General features: G+C 64.0%; 14 protein-coding genes. 10 read left to right on the plus strand and 4 right to left on the minus strand.

All coding sequences use genetic code 11. The features are described from left to right. Positions 1-7 precede the first annotated feature (7 nt). Positions 8-1,291: a saccharopine dehydrogenase NADP-binding domain-containing protein gene (locus tag QKE30_RS04955; protein ID WP_347934239.1), complete on the minus strand. Its 1,284-nt coding sequence runs from the start codon at positions 1,289-1,291 to the stop codon at positions 8-10. 30 nt (positions 1,292-1,321) lie between these two features. On the opposite strand from QKE30_RS04955, the gene QKE30_RS04960 reads away from it, so the two are divergent. The 4 genes from QKE30_RS04960 to QKE30_RS04975 all read left to right on the plus strand — a co-directional run bounded on the left by QKE30_RS04960 (position 1,322) and on the right by QKE30_RS04975 (position 3,859). Next, positions 1,322-1,837, plus strand: coding sequence for a tRNA (cytidine(34)-2'-O)-methyltransferase (locus QKE30_RS04960; RefSeq protein ID WP_239199201.1), 516 nt, complete (start codon positions 1,322-1,324; stop codon positions 1,835-1,837). A gap of 108 nt (positions 1,838-1,945) precedes the next feature. Beyond that, the gene (locus QKE30_RS04965; protein ID WP_239199204.1) at positions 1,946-2,575 is read left to right on the plus strand and encodes a hypothetical protein; all 630 of its coding nucleotides are present in this window, start codon (positions 1,946-1,948) and stop codon (positions 2,573-2,575) included. 74 nt (positions 2,576-2,649) lie between these two features. Continuing rightward, positions 2,650-3,507 (plus strand): bifunctional methylenetetrahydrofolate dehydrogenase/methenyltetrahydrofolate cyclohydrolase, encoded by an 858-nt coding sequence (locus QKE30_RS04970; RefSeq protein WP_239199207.1) that lies wholly within the window; start codon positions 2,650-2,652, stop codon positions 3,505-3,507. Further along, a complete protein-coding gene (locus tag QKE30_RS04975) occupies positions 3,500-3,859 on the plus strand; it encodes a DUF3017 domain-containing protein (RefSeq protein ID WP_239199210.1) in 360 nt (119 codons plus the stop codon). The genes QKE30_RS04970 and QKE30_RS04975 overlap by 8 nt, the downstream gene beginning before the upstream one ends. On the opposite strand, the gene QKE30_RS04980 is transcribed toward QKE30_RS04975, so the two are convergent. The 3 genes from QKE30_RS04980 to QKE30_RS04990 form a co-directional block, all read right to left on the minus strand. Continuing rightward, positions 3,856-5,043, minus strand: coding sequence for a homoserine O-acetyltransferase (locus QKE30_RS04980; RefSeq protein WP_239199213.1), 1,188 nt, complete (start codon positions 5,041-5,043; stop codon positions 3,856-3,858). The two genes, QKE30_RS04975 and QKE30_RS04980, sit on opposite strands and share 4 nt — an antisense overlap. Positions 5,044-5,076: 33 nt before the next feature. After that, on the minus strand, positions 5,077-6,408 hold the full coding sequence (locus QKE30_RS04985) for an O-acetylhomoserine/O-acetylserine sulfhydrylase (RefSeq protein ID WP_239199216.1): 1,332 nt from the start codon (positions 6,406-6,408) through the stop codon (positions 5,077-5,079). A 987-nt stretch (positions 6,409-7,395) separates the two neighbouring features. Further along, positions 7,396-9,624 (minus strand): NADP-dependent isocitrate dehydrogenase, encoded by a 2,229-nt coding sequence (locus QKE30_RS04990; protein ID WP_347934240.1) that lies wholly within the window; start codon positions 9,622-9,624, stop codon positions 7,396-7,398. Between the two features lie 260 nt (positions 9,625-9,884). On the opposite strand from QKE30_RS04990, the gene QKE30_RS04995 reads away from it, so the two are divergent. From QKE30_RS04995 to QKE30_RS05020, 6 genes are all read left to right on the plus strand, one after another. Beyond that, positions 9,885-11,129, plus strand: a complete 1,245-nt coding sequence (locus QKE30_RS04995; RefSeq protein WP_347934241.1) for an MFS transporter — start codon at positions 9,885-9,887, stop codon at positions 11,127-11,129. Between the two features lie 59 nt (positions 11,130-11,188). Next, positions 11,189-12,199 (plus strand): exodeoxyribonuclease III, encoded by a 1,011-nt coding sequence (locus tag QKE30_RS05000; RefSeq protein WP_347934242.1) that lies wholly within the window; start codon positions 11,189-11,191, stop codon positions 12,197-12,199. After that, positions 12,193-13,050: a trimeric intracellular cation channel family protein gene (locus QKE30_RS05005; protein ID WP_347934243.1), complete on the plus strand. Its 858-nt coding sequence runs from the start codon at positions 12,193-12,195 to the stop codon at positions 13,048-13,050. The genes QKE30_RS05000 and QKE30_RS05005 overlap by 7 nt, the downstream gene beginning before the upstream one ends. Positions 13,051-13,061: 11 nt before the next feature. Then, positions 13,062-14,093: a tryptophan--tRNA ligase gene (trpS, locus tag QKE30_RS05010; RefSeq protein WP_347934244.1), complete on the plus strand. Its 1,032-nt coding sequence runs from the start codon at positions 13,062-13,064 to the stop codon at positions 14,091-14,093. A gap of 115 nt (positions 14,094-14,208) precedes the next feature. Further along, positions 14,209-15,291, plus strand: coding sequence for a YhjD/YihY/BrkB family envelope integrity protein (locus QKE30_RS05015; RefSeq protein WP_347934245.1), 1,083 nt, complete (start codon positions 14,209-14,211; stop codon positions 15,289-15,291). 47 nt (positions 15,292-15,338) lie between these two features. Continuing rightward, positions 15,339-16,658: an adenosine deaminase gene (locus QKE30_RS05020; RefSeq protein ID WP_347934246.1), complete on the plus strand. Its 1,320-nt coding sequence runs from the start codon at positions 15,339-15,341 to the stop codon at positions 16,656-16,658. Positions 16,659-16,694 lie beyond the last annotated feature (36 nt).

Raw genomic sequence — 16,694 nt, forward strand, 5'->3', positions numbered from 1 at the left:
TGTTCTGCTAGTCGCTGAACTTCATGCCCGCGTCGCTCAGGCGGCGCACGTAGGGCATCCCCAGGCCGGTGGCCGGAGTGAGCACTCCGCCGCCGGTTTTCCCTTGGTAGGTGGAGCCTGTCGGCAGTTCGGCGTCACAAAGAACAAGAGTGAGCGCAGCCTCGCTAAGCATCAGGGACGTGCCCTTATACCCCGGGTCGGCGTCCAGGCTGATGGTCTGCTGGTAGGTGGCTCCGCCTGTGCCCACACCGAAATGCGTGGTGTGGAAGAATCCGGCATCGCGTTCGGCCTCGGACGGCCCTTCGCCGGGCTCCGGCACCCAACGGGAGAGGAACGTGCGCAGCTTGTCCTGGTTCAGCGCCGCCACCGCAGTGCCCAGTACCGCGCCCATGGTCAAGGCGCGCATGCGACCCTTCAGCCCCTTGCCGGTGTACTGGTATTCGCTGTAACGCAGCTTATCGCCGTATTCGTAGCCGAGCAGCGCGTTCGAGCGGCGCACCACGCGCGTGTTGGAGCCCGCCATGATGAACGGCCCGGCCCAGACGTCCTCGTTGCTATTGCTGGCGCTTGCACCCCCGATGTCGCTTTCCTGCACCACGCCGAAGTCCGGCTGCTTGCCCAGATCCGGCTCTTTGGCGCGGTCGGGGGAGAGGGAGTACGGGTCGGCCAGCAGCCGCTTCTTCTCCTGGCTGCCTTTGGCAGCGGCGAATTGTTCGCGCATCGAGTCGACCGTGCCGCCGGAGAGCCCACCCTTCATCTTCACGATCATGGTGGCGGACTTGAGGGTGTCTTTATTTTTGGACGCCCTCTGTCCCAGCAGCAGCATTCCCAGGTCACTTGGAACGGAATCGAAGCCGCAGGCGTGGACGATGCGCGCCCCGCTGGCGGTGGCGCGGTCGTGGTAGGAATCAGCGGATTCGCGCATGAAGAGCGCCTCTCCGGCGAGGTCGACGTAGTGCGTTCCGTGGGTGGCGCATTCGCGGACCAGGGGGAAGCCGTGGCGGTAGTAGGGGCCGACGGTGGAGATGACCACGCGGGTGTTGCGGGCCAGCTTCTCCAGGGAGCGATTGTCGCTGGAATCGGCGATGACCAGCGGGAAATCCTTGGCCCGGGGGTGCTTGGCAGCCAGCTGCTCGCGCAGGGCCTCCAGCTTGGTCTGGTTCCGGCCAGCCAGGGCGATGCGCACGTCGGCGGGGGCGTTGGCGGCCAGGTAGCCGGCGGTTAGCGCGCCGACGAAACCGGTGGCACCCATCAGGGTGATGTCGAAGCTGCGGGAGGGGGAGTTGCTCATGGCTACATTTGTACCGGTTAGATTGGGGGAATGACGTCTGAAAACCAGTTTGCGGGTGTGAATCCTCCACTGCACGTAGTGTTCGACCGCCCGGAGATTCCCCCGAACACGGGCAATGCGATCCGCATGTGTGCGGGCACTGGGGCCTCACTGCACCTGGCGGGGCCGCTGGCCTTCAAGTTCGACGACAAGCATGTGCGCCGGGCGGGGCTGGATTATCACGAGCTGGCGGACGTGCATGTCCACGAGGGGATCGATGCGGCGCTGGCTCACGTGACTGATCCGGCACGCGGCTCGGGCCGGGTGTTCGCGTTTACCGCGCAGACGGGTACGTGGTTTACGGAGGTGGACTACCGGCCGGGCGACGTGCTGCTTTTCGGCCCGGAGCCGACTGGCCTGGCCGACGAGGTGTTGGCTGATCCGCGGGTGACGGCGAAGGTGCGCATCCCGATGCTGCCGGGGCGGCGGTCCATGAACCTATCGAATGCGGCGGCGGTGGCGGCCTACGAGGCGTGGCGCCAGTTGGGGTTCGCCGGCGGGGTTTAGGGTGCCAGCGGGGCATAGGCGGGAACATTTCTGCAGCCCAGCTCCTCCCATAACCATGTTCATCTTTTTGCTCAGCCAAAGCTCCCGTCTTCTGACAGGATCGGTGGAATGACGTACCCTCACTACGGCTCGCCTGCCCCCATGCCCGCCTACGGGTATGCCCCGCCGCCTCACACCGGCCAGGACTCTCGCTTCATGCCCCTGCTCATCGGCTGGCTCGCCGCATGCCTAATGCCGATCGTGTACTGCGTCTTGCGCTTCGTGTTCTATGGCAAGGACTGGGTGGGAATACTCCTTGTCGCCGGGGCGATCGGCCCGCTCTTCTTCGGCATCCAGTGCCTCCTCAACTTCGTTGCGCTCGCGATCCCGAAGTGGTGCAAAGATTCTCTCGCTATTTTCTGGGGCGGCATGCTCGTGTGGTGGGGCAGCGTGGCTGCGTTCGCTGTGGTTCCGGGGTGGGAGTTCCGTGAGGAGATCCGGGAGTACGGCGATAAAGCTTGGGTCTCTGGGGGACCTGACGGCCGGGATGTGATGACCACAGAAGATGGGCAGCGCTACCTCGAAATCCTCGATACCTGGCTGGATACCGAAACGACCCTGCAGCACACTCTCACTATCCCCACCCTGGTCGCGCTGGCCGGGATCGCCATCGTCGTCATCGGCGTGGTCGTGGCCGCCATGAACCCTGTTCGTCAGACTGTCGCATATGCGCCGCACTGGCCCGGCAGGCCCTACTAGTTTCTTGTACTGGTTGCTCTTTTAGCCATGACGCCACCTCGATCCCAGCGGGCCCGCGTGGAATAATGGGGCTCATGGCAGCTACTAAATTGGATGGAAAGCTCTACCGCGACGAGATCTTCGCCGACCTGGAACAGCGCGTCGCCGCGCTGAAGGAAAAGGGCGTGACTCCCGGCCTGGCCACCGTGCTGGTGGGCGACGACCCGGCCAGCCACTCCTATGTGCGCATGAAGCACAAGGATTGCGAGCAGATCGGCGTGAACTCCATCCGCAAGGACCTCCCGGCGGACGTCTCCCAGGAAGAGCTCAACGCGGTCATCGACGAGCTGAACGCCGACGACGCCTGCACCGGCTACATTGTGCAGCTGCCGCTGCCGAATCACCTGGATGAAAACGCTGTGCTGGAGCGCATCGACCCGGACAAGGACGCCGACGGCCTGCACCCGGTGAACCTGGGCAAGCTGGTGCTCAACGAGCCCGCCCCGCTGCCCTGCACCCCCAACGGTGCGATCCACCTGCTCCGCCGCTTCGACGTGGAGCTGAACGGTGCGAAGGTTGTAGTCATCGGCCGCGGAGTGACGGTCGGCCGCCCGATCGGCCTGATGCTCACCCGCCGCAGCGAGAACTCCACCGTCACCCTCTGCCACACCGGAACCAAGGACCTGGCGGCGGAGACGAAGGCCGCGGACGTGATCGTCGCCGCCGCCGGCGTGCCGCACATGATCACCGCGGACATGGTCAAGCCGGGCGCGGCGATCCTGGACGTGGGAGTCTCCCGCGGCGAGGACGGCAAGCTGAAGGGCGACGTTCACCCGGACGTGTGGGACGTCGCCGGCGCCGTCTCCCCGAACCCCGGGGGAGTAGGCCCGCTGACCCGCGCCTTCCTGGTGCGCAACGTCGTCGAGCGCGCGGAGAAGCTGCTGCGTGGCTAATCGCTCCCGCCCAGCTCGCATCGGCGACGCTCGCCAGCAGCTCCTCGATAACCCCCACGACCGGAACAACCCGCCCTCCCGGCTCTCCCGCTCCGTCCAATACGCACTGCTGGGGCTGTTCGGGCTGATGCTGCTGGCTGTGCTGGCGCTGTTGTTGGTGGACAGGTGGCGTCGAGCTAGCGTGATGCTGGGCAGCGCGATGATCTACCTGGCCGTGCTTCGCCTACTCCTGGATTCCCGGGTGCTGGGTGTGCTGGCGGTGCGTTCGCGCAAGTTCGATACCGCCTTTACCGCCGTCATCGGCGTGATCATTCTGTGGATCGCCGTGAGTGTTGACCCGCTGACCAGCTAATCCCGCGCAGTATCTTCGGCACCCTCGGTACCTTCGGCGATGATCTCCGCCTTCGCCAGGAACTTAGCCAACACCTGGCCCATCTGGCGCGATTCGATGAGGAACCCATCGTGGCCCGTGGGAGAGGTGATTTTCGACATGCCGATGAAGTCCCCCAAGTTGCGCGACAGGTGCTCCTGCTGGTGCAGCGGGTACAGAATGTCGGTATCCACACCCACTACCATCGTCGGCACCTCACACGAGCCCAGAGCGGCGTTCATGCCACCCCGGCCACGGCCGACGTCGTGCCTGTTTAGCGCGTCGGTGAGCACCACGTAGCTACCCGCGTCGAAGCGCGCAACCAGCTTCTCAGCCTGGCGATCCAGGTAACTCTCCACCGCGAAGCGCTGGTGCGGGTCGCGGTACGGCCCGTAGGGGTTTTCGCCGTTTTGCGGATCCACACCGAAACGCTCATCGACTTCCAGCTCGCCCCGGTACGTCAGGTGCGCGATGCGTCGGGCTTGGCCTAGCCCGTGCGAAGGAACCTCGCCTGTGCCGTAGTAGTCGCCACCGTGCCAGGCCGGATCCGCCTCGATGAAGCGGATCTGGCTGGACTGCAGGCCGATCTGCCACGCAGACGCACGCGCGCTCACCGCGATCGGCAGAGCCGCGTTGACCATCTCCGGGTACATGAGCGACCACTCCAGCACCCGCGCCCCGCCCATAGAGGCGCCAATCAAGGCATGGATCTTTGTGACGCCCACACGCTCCAACAACAACCGTTCCGCCGTAACCATGTCACGGATCGACAGGGCGGGGAATCGCGACCCCCATGCCTTGCCGTCGGGGTGCGGCGAACTCGGGCCGGTGGATCCCTGGCAGCCGCCCAGCACATTCGCGCAGAGCACCAGGTAGCGGGTGGTGTCGATCGGCTTGTTCGGACCCACCATGTCCGCCCACCAGTCGGCAGCATTGCCATCGCCGGTGAGGGCATGCTCGATCAGCACAATCGGCCGCTCCTCTGGGGACAGCCCCGGCTCGGGGCCAGCGGAGAACTCGGCATAGTCCGCGGCGCCATCCGGAGAGTCGTAGAACGCGAAGTAGCGGAGTTCGGCGTCAGAAATAGCTACACCCGCCTCCGTGACCACGTCGCCGATAGAGACCGTGCGCGACGCGCCAGAAGCGGGGAGGAACTCGGGGTTCATGGAATCAGCCTAAAGCCTAGAAACCAACCGGCCTTAAATGGCCGCGAAGCCGCGCTTCAGGTCGTCGATGATGTCGGTGATGTCCTCGATGCCCACAGACAGACGAACCGTAGCGTGGGAGACACCCGCGCGGGCCAGGCCATGCGCATCGGACTGCGAGTGGGTGGTGGTGGCTGGGTGCACCACCAGGGAACGCACATCGCCGACATTCGCCAGGTCAGAGTGCAGCTGTAGAGCATCGATGAAGGCCCAAGCCTTTTCCTTCGCCTCCTCCGAGGTTGGATCGTCGACCTTCAGATCGAAGCTCAAGACAGAGCCGGTGTATTCCAAGCCCAGCTCCTCCTTGACCTTGAACCACGGGGAGGTCGGCAGGCCCGCGTAGTTCACGGTGGCTACCTGCGGCTGCTCGGCCAGGAACTCCGCCACGGCCTTCGCGTTCTCGTTGTGCTTGGCGATGCGCAAGGTCAGGGTATCCAGGCCCTGGGCCACAACCCATGCGTTGAACGGGGAGAGGGTGGCGCCCGTGTCGCGGATAATGCCTGCGCGGAGCTTCATGCCGAAGGCAGCCGGGGCCAGGTCCACGTACTTCAGGCCGTGGTAGGCCGGGTCCGGGTTGACGAAGCCGGGGAAGACCGGCTGGCCGTCGCGCTCGACGGACCAGTCGAAGGAGCCGCCATCGACGATGATGCCGCCCAGTCCCGAGCCGTTGCCCGTGTAGAACTTCGTCAGGGATGCAACCACAATGTCCGCGCCCAACTCCAACGGGCGGACCAGGGCGGCGGTGGCCAGGGTATTGTCTACGATCAGCGGGACCTGGTTTGCGTGGGCGACCTCCGCGACGGCCGGGATGTTCAGTACGTCTGCTTGCGGGTTTGCGAAGGTCTCTGCAAAGAAGGCCTTGGTGTTCGGGCGGACGGCGGCCTGCCAGGACTCCGGGTCGTCGGGGTTTTCCACGAAGGTGGTCTCGATGCCCAGCTTCGGCAGGGTGTGCTGCAACAGGGTCTCGGTGCCGCCGTAGAGGCGCGGGGAGGCGACGATGTGGTCGCCGGTACCGGCCAGGTTGAGGATCGCGGCGGTCTCGGCAGCCATGCCGGAGGCGAAAGCGACTGCGTGTACGCCGCCTTCCAGGGAGTTCAGGCGGTTCTCCAGCGCCTCGACGGTGGGGTTGGTCAGGCGGGAGTAGATGGGGCCCAGGTCTTCCAGGTGGAAGCGCTGCTTGGCGTGCTCTGCGTCGTTGAAGACGTAGCTAGTGGTGAAGTGGATCGGCAGGTTGCGCGCGCCGGTGTCGCCGACGGGCTGGCCCGCGTGGATCTGGCGGGTGGCGAAGCCCCACTGCTCTGCGTTCTCGTTGTTGTACTTCGGCATTGGTGTGGTCCTTTGGGTTTGTTGTTGGTTGGCGCTTTGGTTTGCTGTTTAGCTTTGCTGTGTTACGACGATAGACCCACGTGCGCTAAAAGTAAACCGCTCTGTCTACTTTTTTCTTATTGACGCCATAAAGTCCCAGTTGGGAGAGTATTTGCTGCTTGCGAAAACGCTGTACCGCTTGGTCTAGAACTACTCTGCTTCCGTCTGCTATGTTGCCGCTGAGCTCCGCGGCTTTGCTGCTTTGCTGGTGCATGCGTCTCTCAGACTTGCCGCTCACTCTCCTCTGCAGCTCCGCCGTGCAGCTTTGGTGGCCCTGCTGAGGTGGGGTGCCTCTGCCGGGGTGAAATGTCGGAAAAGTTGCAAAACGTTATTGGTGGTAATATTCATTAGTGTAAATGTGCTGGTCACGGGGCTGCGCGACCGAGCCTCGTTTTTGACCACGAGACGTTTTGCAACTTTTCCGACATTTAAGGCGCTTCGTGCTACCGGTGGCGCCCCTGCCGCCTATGTTCTGCAAGATTTCCGACACCTAAGGCCTCGTTGGTAGGCCAAATGTCGCTAGAACGGGAATGTGTTATCGACGACCGTTTGCAAATATGTAAAACCGCTGGTCAGGAAGTTGGCGCTGAAGCGATGCATTTTTCAGCGGCGGCGTATTCCCGATCTAACGACATTTGGGGCTTCTGGGGTCCGGCTGAGTGGGGCTGGAGGGAGGCGGGTGTGAGGATAGTGGGGATGATGAGGCTAGTGGGCTGGTGAGAATGGCGGGGATGGGTGATGGGGCTGGTGAGCTGGTGGGCAGCTGGCGGGCGCGAGCATAAGAAAACCCCAGCGCCAGTAGTAAAGTGCCAGCGCCGGGGTTATTGCGGGCCGAGAGCCGAGCCGGGCCGAGAACCAGCGGGCTAAAGCCGAGATTCGGCGGGCTCGAGCCGAGAGCCAGCGGGATGGGGCCGCGGCCCAGGGCCCAGAGCCCACCCAGCCCGGCGGCTACTTGTTGGTGTTCAGGCCGTCGATGATCTCATTGAACGTCGAGGACGGGCGCATCACAGCGTTCGTCTTCTCGTCGTTCGGCCAGTAGTAACCGCCCAGGTCCACCTCGTGGCCCTGAATATCCAGCAGCTCCTGGGAGATCTTCTCCTCGTTGGCCTCGAGGGCGTCAGCAACGGGCTTAAAGATCTCCGCCAGCTCAGCATCGCGAGTCTGGTCAGCCAGCTCGCGAGCCCAGAACTTCGCCAAGTAGAAGTGGGAGCCGCGGTTGTCGATCTCGCCGACCTTGCGGGACGGAGACTTCGACTCGTTCAGCACGGACTCGGTGGCGGCATCCAGTGCGTCGCCCAGGATCGGGGTGCGCGGGTTGTCGTCGGTCTCCTGCAGCTTGCGCAGGGACTCCGCCAGCGCCAGGAACTCACCCAGGGAATCCCAACGCAGGTGGTTCTCCTCCACCAGCTGGGCCACGTGCTTCGGCGCGGAACCACCCGCACCGGTCTCGAATAGGCCACCGCCGGCGATCAGCGGAACCACGGAAAGCATCTTCGCGGAAGTGCCCAGCTCCATGATCGGGAACAGATCCGTCAGGTAGTCGCGCAGCACGTTGCCGGTGACGGAAATCGTGTCCTCGCCAGCTCGGATGCGGTCGATGGACAGCTGCATTGCCTCCTCCGGCGGAAGAATGCGGATATCCAGACCCTCGGTGTCGTGATCCTTCAGGTAGGTCTCCACCTGCTTCTGCACGTTCCGGTCGTGCGCGCGCTCCGGATCCAGCCAGAACACAGCCGGGGCGCCGGTAGCGCGGGCGCGCTTCACGGCCAGCTTCACCCAGTCCTGCAGCGGGATGTCCTTGGCCTGGCACGCACGCCAGATGTCGCCCTCGGCAACCTCGTGCTCCATCAGCACGTCGCCGGCGCCATTCAGCACCTGTACGCGGCCCTCGGACTCGATGCGGAAGGTCTTGTCGTGGGAACCGTACTCCTCGGCCTTCTGCGCCATCAGGCCCACGTTCGGCACAGTGCCCATCGTGGTCGGGTTGAAGGCGCCGTTCTTGCGGCAGTCGTCGATAACGACCTGGTAGATGCCCGCGTAGGAGGAATCCGGCAGAACCGCCAGCGCATCCTGGGTCTCGTCGTTCTTGTTCCACATCTGGCCGGAGGTGCGGATCATCGCCGGCATGGAAGCATCCACAATCACGTCGGAGGGCACGTGCAGGTTGGTGATGCCCTTGTCGGAGTTCACCATCGCCAGATCCGGGCCGTCGGTCAGAGCCTTGTCGAAGGCCTCGCGGATCTCGGTCGAGTTGTCCACCTGCTCCGCATCCAGTGCGTCCAGGATGGCGCCCAGGCCGTTCTCGCCGTTCAGGCCTGCCGGCAGCAGCTGGTCGCCGTACTGCTCGAACACGTCGTGGAAGTATGCGCGCACCGCGTGGCCGAACATGATCGGGTCGGAGACCTTCATCATCGTGGCCTTCAGGTGTACGGAGAACAGCACGCCCTCCGCCTTCGCGCGAGCCACCTGAGCCCGGAAGAAAGTGCTGAGAGCCTCGGCGCGCATCACCGTGGCGTCAACAATCTCCTTGTCCAGCACTGGTAGCTCTTCCTTCAGCACCTGCGTCTCACCGTTCGGCTTGACCAGCTGGATGCGCAGCGTGTCATCGCCGTCCATAATGACCGACTGCTCGTTGTGGCGGAAGTCGTCGGCCTCCATCGTGGCGACGTTCGTCTTGGAATCCGGCGACCACTTGCCCATGGAGTGCGGGTGTTTGCGAGCGAAGTTCTTCACGGCCTTCGGCGCACGGCGGTCGGAGTTTCCTTCGCGCAGCACCGGGTTAACGGCGGAGCCCTTCACGGAGTCGTAGCGGGCCTGCGCGTCGCGCTCCTCGTCGGTCTTCGGCTCGGAGGGGTAATCCGGCAGGTCGTAGCCTGCCTTCTGTAGCTCCGCGATGGCTGCCTGCAGCTGCGGGATAGACGCAGAGATGTTCGGCAGCTTGATGATGTTCGCATCCGGGGTCTTGGCCAGCTCGCCGAGCTCAGCCAGAGCGTCGTCAACCTTCTGCTCCTCGGGCAGCACGTCGGAGAACGCGGCCAGGATGCGGGCGGCCAGCGAAATATCGCGGGTCTCCACATCCACTCCAGAGGTCGAAGCAAAAGCCTCCACAATCGGCTTCAAAGAATACGTCGCCAAGAGTGGGGCTTCGTCGGTGCGGGTGTAGATGATCTTTGCCATGTGGCGTTCGTCTCCCAGCCTCTAGTTAGTCAGTTGGTCTTTTAGTGGTTTACGATCCAAGAATACGGCAAATAACAAACCTGTGAATAGTACGGGGTTATTGCCCACCGCGCGGCCTGTTCGGTTTTAAAGCTTGAAAATTTTTTTTTGACGCCTACCCGCCGCGCTTTTGCGACCCACTCGCCGCACTTCCCGCAGCCCCGTCAACCCGCCTATCAACCTGCCCTTTTACCCGTCCCTACAACTAATGAAAGCGAGCGATGCCCGTGAGCGAAACGAAACTTACAAAGTTGCCCTCCCGCCGCCCGGTTCCGCGCCAGACGGAGATCTCCACCCGCCACCGTTACATCGCCATGGTGGCGATGGCCCTGGGCGGCTTCGGCATCGGCACCACGGAGTTCGTGGCGATGGGTTTGCTGAACCTCATCGCGGAGGACTTCGCTATCTCGGAGGACCAGGCCGGCCACGTGATCTCCGCCTACGCGCTGGGCGTGGTCGTCGGCGCCCCGCTGATCACCACGCTCACGGGTTCGATCCCGCGCCGCCGCTTGGCGCTGCTGCTGATGGGCGCCTTCGTGATCGGCAACGGCCTGAGTGTCTTCGCGCACTCCTATGGGATCCTTATGCTCTCCCGCTTCATCGCGGGCTTCCCGCACGGCGCCTACTTCTCCGTCACGGCGCTGATCGCCGCCTCCATGGCTCCGAACGGCAAGCGCGGTAAAGCCGTGGCATTGACGGGCATGGGGCTTTCCATCGCCACCGTCATCGGCGTGCCGATCGCGCAGTGGCTGGGTTCCACCTTCGGCTGGAACGCGGCCTTCGCGATGGTCGCGGCCATCGGCGTGGTCACCTTCGTCGCCCTGTGGTTCACAGTGCCGCACATGACGTTGATGCCGCGCACGAAGCCACTGACGGAGCTCGGCGCGCTGGTGAACTCGCAGGTACTCATGACCCTCGCCATCGGCACCGTCGGCTTCGGCGGCATGTTCGCGGTCTACACCTATATCTCTTGGACGCTCACGGAGAACGCGGGCTTCAACGGAAACCTCATCTGGATTCCGCTGATGGTCTACGGCATCGGCATGGTCATCGGCACGTATATCGGCGGTGTGTTGGCCGACCGGAACTTGGAGTACGCGATCCTCAGCACCCTGCTGTCCCTGATCGTCGTCCTTTCCGCCTTTTACTTCCTGTCCCACAACGCGGTGGCGGGCATCATCAACTTCGGCGTGATCGGTTTGTTGGGCTCCACCCTGGTGCCGAACCTGCAGACCCGCCTGATGGATGTAGCGGGCGAGGCACAGACCCTCGCCGCGGCGCTGAACCACTCGGCGCTGAACATGGCTAATGCGGCGGGAGCGGCGGTCGGCGGTGCCGTCATCGCCGCTGGTTATGGTTATTCCACCCCGGCGCTCGCCGGTGCGGCTATGGCCGCCTGTGGCGCGCTGCTGTGGATTCCTGCCTACTATTTGCGACGCCGTCAGCTCGCGGCTGCCCGGGCGTAGATCCTAGAGCTTTAAGGAAAAGTAAGGGTTAGTGGTCAGGGTTAGTAGGGTAGGGACTCATGAAGTCACTGACTATTGCGACGGTTAACGTCAATGGAATTCGGGCGGCAGCGAAGGTGCGCCACGAGGACAACCAGGGGATCCTGCCGTGGCTTAAAGCCACGCCTGCGGACGTGGTGCTGATGCAGGAAGTGCGCGCGGACGAAAAGCAGACGCGCGTTGCCCTGGAGCCCGTTCTGGACGAGTGGCACCTGGCTCAGGCGCCGGCCGCCGCCAAGGGGCGCGCCGGGGTGGCCATCTTGTCGCGTTTGCCCCTGCGGGACGTGCAGATCGGCTTCGGTGACGGTCCAGGAAGCGAGGAGTTCGCCGACTCCGGCCGCTACATCGAGGCCACGGTGGATGCCGGGGACTTGCCGGTGCGCGTGGCCTCCCTATACTTGCCCAGCGGCTCGGCGGGGACGGAGAAGCAGGACGAGAAGTACCGCTTCCTGGATTCCTTCGGCGAGTACCTGCACAACCGGGCTGCACAGGCCGAGAAGGCCGGACACCCCGAGCTGGTGGTCGGCGGAGACTGGAACATCTGCCACCGCCGCGAGGACCTGAAGAATTGGAAAACCAACCGCAAGAAGTCCGGCTTCCTGCCCGACGAGCGGGCCTTCATGGATTCCCTGTTGGGCACCTTCCCGGACGATGCCACCCAGGTGGCGGATGCCGAGGATTCCGGCCGCAACGGCAACCCCGCAGGCGTGGCCGGGGACTTCTTCGGGGCAGTGGACTACGCGCCGGGGGATCTTGCCAGTGCCCGCCTGGCCGCCGGTGCGGTGGAGGAGCCGCACTACTTTGACGTGATGCGCCGGGTGCTGCCCGACCAGGCCGGGCCTTACTCCTGGTGGACCTATCGCGGCCAGGCTTTCGATACCGACGCGGGCTGGCGCATCGACCTACAGGTGGCCACTCGCGGCATGCTGGAACGCGCGCTGACCGCCAACAATGTGTGGGTGGATAAGGCCGCGGCCTACGACCAGCGCTGGTCCGACCACTCGCCGGTGCTGGTGGAGTACGCATGCTGACCGTCCTCTACGTCCTGGGGCTAACCGCCGAATCAATGACGGCGGCACTAGCCGCGGGACGTCAGCGGATGGACATGTTCGGCGTCATGCTCATCGCCTCCGTGACCGCCTTCGGCGGCGGCACGGTGCGTGACCTGCTGTTCGGCCACTACCCGCTGCGCTGGGTGGACGAGCCGATCTTCCTGGCCATCGTGCTGGGCGCCGCGCTGGTGACGGTGCTCGCCAGCTTCTTGATGGATTACTTCCGCACCATCTTCCTGGTGCTCGACGCAGTGGGCCTTTCCACCTTCGCCCTGCTGGGTGCCCAGGTGGCACTGGAGCTGGGCTACCACCCCCTGATCGTCGTCGTATCCTCCGTGGTGACCGGCGTGTTCGGCGGCGTGCTGCGCGATGTTTTGTGCGACCGGGTGCCACTGGTGTTCAGCGAGGAGCTCTACGCCTCCATCGCCATCCTCGTAGCGGTGATGTACATGGGCATGCTGCACTTCAACCTGGACGAGACCATCGGCACCCAGCTGGTCATCGTCATTTGCCTGATCTTCGCCTTCGGCCTGCGCCTACTGGCGATCTTCTACCGCATTTCCCTGCCTGTCTTCGAATACCAGGAGCGCGAATACCTCCGCGACCCCGCCGGGCGACTGACCATGTGGGCGCTCAACAAAGCCGGGGTGCAGCGCCGCGAGATGCGTCGGCGCAGCGTTGGCGCTCCGAAGGCGCCGAAGGACAAGTCCGGGCAGAAGAAGCGCAAGAGGAAAAACCGGTTCGAACTGGTCGATCGGGGAGAGTATGAATATGGGGACGAGCGGGCGTCACAAAACCCGCCCGAAGAACCCCGGAACAGCGACGAGTAGGGTTACATAATATGAACCAACCTGCGAAGAAACAGCGCGTCGTTTCCGGCTTGCAGCCGACCAGCGATTCCTACCACCTGGGCAACTACTTGGGAGCAGTCAAGCAGTTTATCCAGTTGCAGGAAGACTACGAGACCTTTTACTTCATCCCTGACCAGCACGCCATCACCGTGCCCGGCTACAGCCCCAAAGACCTGCGCAAGCGCACCCTCGCGGGCGTGGCACAGCTGCTGGCACTTGGCATCGACCCGGAGCGCTCCACCCTGTACGTGCAGTCCCACGTGCCGGAGCATGCGCAGCTGGCATGGGTGCTGATGTGCATCACCGGCGACGGCGAGGCGCGCCGCATGACGCAGTTTAAGGACAAGTCCGCCAAGCAGGGCGGCGACAACACCACCTCCGGCCTGTACGCCTACCCGATGCTCATGGCCGCGGACATTCTGCTGTACCGCCCACACCTGGTGCCGGTCGGCGAAGACCAGCGTCAGCACCTGGAGCTCACCCGCAACCTGGCGGAGCGTTTCAACTCCCGTTACAAGAAGACCTTCGTGGTGCCCGAGGGCTTCATCCCCGAGGGCGCGGCCAAGATCTACGACCTGCAGAACCCGACGGCCAAGATGTCGAAGTCCACGGACAACCCCAAGGGTCTGATTAACCTGCTGGACGACCCGAAGGTCTCGGCCAAGCGCATTCGTTCGGCAGTGACCGACAACGACGGCGAGATCCGCTACGACAAGGAAAACAAGCCGGGCGTATCGAACCTGCTGGTCATCCAGTCCGCGCTGGGGGATAAGAGCATCGACGAACTGGTGGAGAGCTACCAGCAGGCCGGCTCTGGCTACGGCGACCTGAAGAAGGACACGGCCGAGGTACTGGAGTCGTTCTGCACCCCACTGCGCCAGCGCTTCGACGAGTACATGGCCGACCCCGCCGAGCTGAACCGCATCCTCGCCGGTGGTGCGGAGCGCGCCCGCGAGATCGCTTCGAAGACCATCGAACAGGTCTACGAGCGCGTGGGCTTCCTGGCGGAAGTAAAGCAGTAGCGAAGCAATAACGCGGAACAACTATCGCGAAACAGTAAAGCACGGCAGCCCCCGCCGTGCTTTACTAATGTGAAGAACTTTCAAGACGAGACGACCGGAAGGAAGGGCCGTCCCCTTGGCGACCACCGATCCTGATAAGAGCAAGCTGGATAACTACGGCGTGGAGCGATCCCGCAAGGACGATCCAGGTCCGCTGGATAAGTACCGCGACAAGTGGCCGTGGCTGGACCACGTGCTGCGGATGCAGGATCGGTACTCCGAGCAGGGCGGTAACCAGTTCGCCGCCGGCATCACCTACTTCTCGGTGATGACGATCTTCCCGCTGATGATGCTGACCCTGGCCGTGCTGGCCATGGTCCTGGCGGGCAACGAGCGGCTGCTGAACGACGTCATGGACAGGGTCGCCAACATGGGCGACGGCAGCATGGGAGATGTGCTGCAGACCATCATCGAGCAGTCCATCGAACAGAGGAAGTCCGTGTTCTCCATCGGTCTGCTGCTGGCCCTGTGGACCGGACTGGGCTGGATCGCCCACCTGCGCCTGGGCGTTTCCGCGATGTGGAAGGTCGACGGCACGCCTTCTGGTTTCGTCTCCGGTAAGGTCAAGGACCTGATTGGCCTGGTTGGCCTGCTGGTCTCCCTGATCGCCGCCTTCGCCATTACCACCATCGGCAACTCCGGCCTGACCACCCAGTTGCTGGGTGCGGTTGGCCTGGACCACGTGCCGGGCATTCGCTACATCACCTTCGCGGTGGCTCTGCTGGTGGCGCTAATCGCCAACTTCTGCGTGTTCTTCTGGATGATCCTCTACCTGCCGCGCACCAAGGTGCCCCGTAGGTCCGCAGTGAAGGCCGCCGTCATCGGCGCGATCCTGTTCGAGATCTTCAAACAGTTCGCCACCATCTTCTTCTCCAACGCGCTATCCAACCCCGCCGGCGCGGCCTTCGGCCCGGTGATCGGTGTGATGGTGCTGATGTACTTCATCTGGCGCATCCTGCTGTACTGCTCCGCGTGGGCTGCGACCACGCCGGAATCCCTGGCTAGTCTGCGCCCGGATGCGCCGCCGGCCGCCGTTATTCGCGTGCGCCAGGAGGTGCGTGCGGGTAGCACCGACGCCAACCGCGCCGGCCTGCTCGGCATCGGCGCGGCCGCGGGCGTGGTCGTTGGCGGATTGGTCACCAAGATCTTCAAGCGCTAGCGACCAGCTGCGAGCGTGGGGCGCGGATGCAGCTAGGATCTTTAGACATGATTGACTCTGACATCATCGCGTCCCTTCCCAAAGTAGAGCTCCACGACCACCTGGACGGCGGCGTGCGCCCCGCCACGCTGGTCGAGCTCGCCGAGAAGATCGGCTACGAGCTGCCCACCACCGACCCGGCGGAGCTGGAGAAGTGGTTCTACGAGGCGGCGAACTCCGGCGACCTGCCGACCTACCTCACCACCTTCGACCACACCACCGCCGTCATGCAGACCGCCGAGGGGCTGGTGCGCATCACCCGCGAGGCCGTCGAGGACCTGGCCGCAGATAATGTTTGCTACGCCGAACTGCGCTACGCCCCCGAGCAGCACCAGGCCGATGGCCTTTCCCTGCAACAGGTCGTCGAGGCCACCGTGCAGGGCGTGAAGGAGGGCGAGCGCCTGGTCGCCGAGCGCGGCGGGCGCATCCACGTGCGCCTGATCCTCTGCGCCATGCGCCACGCGGACCGCTCCGAGGAGATCGCTCAGCTCACGGTGGACAACTACGGCGAGCACACCCCGGGCGAAGGTTACGTGGTGGGCTTCGACATTGCCGGCGCCGAGGATGGCTTCCCGCCGTCGAAGCATGCCGCTGCGTTCGACCTGCTGCGCAAGAACCTCGTTCCTTTCACCATTCACGCTGGTGAGGCCGCCGGTGTGGACTCTCTTCGTGACGCCCTAGCGCAGGGCGCCCGACGCATCGGCCACGGCGTGCGTGTGTACGAGGACTTTAATGCCACCATGAGCGGCATCGAGCTGGGTCCGGTCGCCCGCTTCATGCGCGACCAGCGCATCGCCCTGGAGATCTGCCCGACTTCCAATACGCAGACGGGTATCTGCGACGACGTGGCGGAACACCCGTTTGGGTTGCTGTACGAGATGGGCTTCTTCTGCACCGTGAACACGGATAACCGCCTGGTTTCCGGCACCACGATGTCCCGCGAGTTCGAGCTGCTGGCCGAGCACTGCGACCTGGAGCTGTGGCAGCTGCTGGAGCTTACGAGTAATGCGCTGCAGGTGGCCTACTGCGACGAGGGGCTGCGCGAGGACCTCGAGCGCAACGTGATCTATCCGGCCTACGCCGAGGTCGGCAACAGCCTGCCAGATGAGGCCCTGGACGCAGGCGACGCGGAGGGCACCGAGTTTTCCAACGGCATGCAGCGCCTGCACGGCCACGGCCAGCCGCACGGCGCGGGTGTTGCAGCGGGCACGGGCCAGCAGGATATTGAGCTTTCTATGGAGAACCTCAGGGCCGAGCTGGAGGAGCTGGGCCTCAGCCTGGATGATGACGAAAGCGACGGCGAAGCGGACGACCAAACCTCCAGCTAGACGCATCTGAATGCTTTAAGTTAGCCCGCTTGGGGT

Origin of the sequence: Corynebacterium sp. c24Ua_83 (genome assembly GCF_039907245.1) — a bacterium.
In the GTDB taxonomy this organism is placed as follows: domain Bacteria; phylum Actinomycetota; class Actinomycetes; order Mycobacteriales; family Mycobacteriaceae; genus Corynebacterium.